Source organism: Streptococcus sp. 3167 (assembly GCF_013277175.1).
Classification (GTDB): Bacteria; Bacillota; Bacilli; order Lactobacillales; family Streptococcaceae; genus Streptococcus; species Streptococcus pseudopneumoniae.
This window is the reverse complement of the sequence record NZ_VMML01000036.1, coordinates 1-2,971: the sequence shown is the minus strand read 5'-3', so window position 1 is coordinate 2,971 and position 2,971 is coordinate 1. Positions and strand designations below refer to the sequence as shown.

General features: G+C 40.2%; 3 protein-coding genes and 1 riboswitch. All 3 genes read right to left on the bottom strand.

Annotated features, from left to right (window positions below):
• Positions 1-109 precede the first annotated feature (109 nt).
• Entirely contained in the window at positions 110-778 is a 669-nt protein-coding gene (locus HT678_RS05805; protein WP_172924688.1) for a TenA family protein, read from the bottom strand.
• 217 nt (positions 779-995) lie between these two features.
• Positions 996-1,084: riboswitch (TPP riboswitch) on the bottom strand.
• 148 nt (positions 1,085-1,232) lie between these two features.
• Positions 1,233-2,369: an L-lactate oxidase gene (gene lctO, locus HT678_RS05800; protein ID WP_000120708.1), complete on the bottom strand. Its 1,137-nt coding sequence runs from the start codon at positions 2,367-2,369 to the stop codon at positions 1,233-1,235.
• A 294-nt stretch (positions 2,370-2,663) separates the two neighbouring features.
• Positions 2,664-2,971 (bottom strand): transposase (locus HT678_RS05795; RefSeq protein ID WP_172924686.1); only part of this gene is annotated, 308 nt, incomplete at its 5' end.

Below are 2,971 nucleotides of genomic sequence, written 5' to 3'. Positions count from 1 at the left end.
TGAGGTTGCAGATAGAACACCATACCTACGGCAAGGTGAAGCTGACGTGGTTTGAAGAGATTTTCGAAGAGTATTAACTCATCAAATTTGTAAATATCATGAGCCTTCTCTAGGCATCATAACCAATATCAAAAAAGGCTAATTCTAAAGCGACCGCTTGATTCCAGCGTTGCTGAAGCTCTGTCAAATCTTCTCGATCTTTTCCGACACGATTGAGTTCGTCAACCAGAAATTGAACCCACTCTGCAAAGAAAGGACCTCTGTGGAGATTGATCCATTCCGAATGAATATAGGCTTCAGGAAGAGCCAAAGCTTTAGAACCCCAGTCTAAATAGAGTCCTTCTGCAATGACCAGCATGACCAAAAGATGGGCATAGTCTGATGAAGCCACTGCCGAGTACATTAGATTCTGAAAGGCTTTTGTTACAGGGTGCAAGCTCACTTCTAGATAGTCATTCTCAGATACGTTTAACTCTTTGAAAGCCTTTTGGAAATAGCCATCTTCATCTGCTTCAAGAAAGCCTAGTTGTTTGGCAAAACGAAGCTTGGATTCAAGCTGGTCTGCGTGGGCTACGCAGGAACCCAACATGGATAAAAAGGCATCAAAGAAGTGATAATCTTGAATCAGGTAGTCTTTTAAGGCCTTATTCTCAATTGTCCCTGCAAAAAGTTCCTTAACAAAACGATGATTGATTGCAGCCTGCCAATCCTTCTGACTGCTTTTTAATAATTCTCCAACAGTCAAACCTGGCTGAAATGCATAAACCTGTGTTTCCATATTTACTTCTCCTCTCTTTACTTGTTAGTAATTAATAAAACACCAAGAAATACCAAGTAAAATCGTAATTCCACTTGATCCTTTTAAAGAACATCGAGGGCATTTGCAGAGAGCTACCTAAACAAGCCTACCCAGTTTTATATAAACAAAAAAACTCCAATTACAATCAAGAATTAGAGTTGACTTACAAGATTAGACCGTTCATTTCACCATACGAAAAAAACTGTTCACATTTCCCTTCGCCAGTCTTAACTGTATCAGGTTCAATGGGTATCATCTCAGCCTAAAGCACCCCAAATGTCTTTATTATTTAATTACTAGATCATTATAACAGAAATTGAAAGCCCTAGCAAGATATTTGACCGAAAAATATCTTTATATAGTTTTTGATAGCGATTTATTCTTCCAATACACGAAGAAAAACCTCCACATTCAGTGGAGGCAATATCTTTTATCAATACAATTTTAAGTCACGAGGGTCAACTGGGAAGGTTGGGTTGTATGGGTTGTGACGAAGTTTGAAGTGTTTGACATCTTCAATGGTCTGAGTTCCAGACAATTGCATAACTGTCTTCAATTCCGCATTCAAGTGTTCAAAGACTTGACGCACACCAACACTACCACCAAGAGCCAAACCATAAATAGCAGGGCGACCAATAGCTACCAAGTCTGCTCCTGAAGCCAAGGCTTTAAAGACGTGTTGACCACGACGAACACCAGAGTCAAAGACAATTGGCACACGTCTATCAACTGCTTCTGCCACTTCTTGAAGCGAGTCAAAAGCAGCTGGTCCACCGTCGATTTGACGACCACCGTGGTTGGTTACCCAGATACCAGAAGCTCCCGCAGCAAGTGAACGCTCAACGTCCTCACGGCATTGTGGTCCCTTGACATAGACAGGAAGTCCAGAGTATTCAGCGATAAATTCTACATCGCGTGGAGACAAGCGCTGTTTAGCTGATTTGTAAACAAAGTCCATTGATTTACCAGCACCTTCTGGCAGGTATTCTTCAACAATCGGCATGCCAACTGGGAAGACAAAACCATTACGCTTATCCACCTCACGATTGCCCCCTACAGTAGCATCTGCCGTCAAGACAATCGCTTTATAACCTTCAGCCTTCACACGGTCCATGATGTGGCGGTTGATACCGTCATCCTTACTAAAGTAAAATTGGAACCAATGAGGTGTCCCTTGAAGGGCTTCAGAAATCTCTGGAAGGTCAACAGTAGAGTAAGAACTGGTTGTATAAAGAGAACCGAACTCATGCACACCACGCGCAGTCGCCACTTCACCCTGTTCATTCGCTAATTTATGAGCCGCAACAGGCGCCATAATGATTGGTGAGGATAGTTTTTCACCTGCAAATTCAATCTCTGTACTTGGATTTTCAACATCGCAAAGCGTATGTGGAACGATGAGTTTGTGGTTAAAGGCACGGATATTCTCTCTTAAAGTGAAAGTATCTTCTGCCCCACTAGCAATATAGCCAAATGCTGCTTTAGGGATCACTTGTTGCGCCATTGGCTCCAAATCATAGGTATTAATGAAATCTACATGCCCTTCTGCATTGCTTGTTTTGTATGACATAAACTGTCCTCCTTGATTAAGTAAGCGTTTGCTTTTTACTATACATCTATAATAACTCTTTTTTCAATCATTTTCAAGAGTTTTGCTTAAAAACAATCTTATTTTTCATACAATATATTAGCCCTACTTTCCTTAAACTCTAAACTTTAGTCTATATTAAGTGAATCGTTGAGATTTTTTGCTGCCAGGCATTTGAACTACTTTTTTATTTGCTGATTCTATCTACTAATGCTATAAAAACAAGTAAATAAGACACCAGAACATCCTCTAATAGGGCCTATGGACTTATATCAGTTATTTAGTTTTAAAAAAGCGTTCCAAACATTCAAAAATAGTTGGGACTTCCCTTAATAAATCTGTTCCTTTCTTTTTCAAGATAGCCCATGCTTGCTCAATAGGATTCAAATCCGGTGAATATGGCGGTAGAGGTAAGAAAAAGTGTTTATCTTGGATGCAGAGTTCATCCAAAATGTTCTTGGGATCAAAACTAGCATTGTCCATGATAATAACATGAGGTGTTTTCAAAGCAGGTAGGAGTTGCGTTTTGAACCACTCCACAAAGAAATCGCTTGTCCTGCTGTTCTTGTAAATCATGGGAGCTA

Bases quoted from the DNA above. Each gene is read 5' to 3' on its own strand.
- lctO (WP_000120708.1), bottom strand. From the start codon at position 2,369: ATGTCATACAAAACAAGCAATGCAGAAGGGCATGTAGATTTCATTAAT.
- HT678_RS05805 (WP_172924688.1), bottom strand. From the start codon at position 778: ATGGAAACACAGGTTTATGCATTTCAGCCAGGTTTGACTGTTGGAGAA.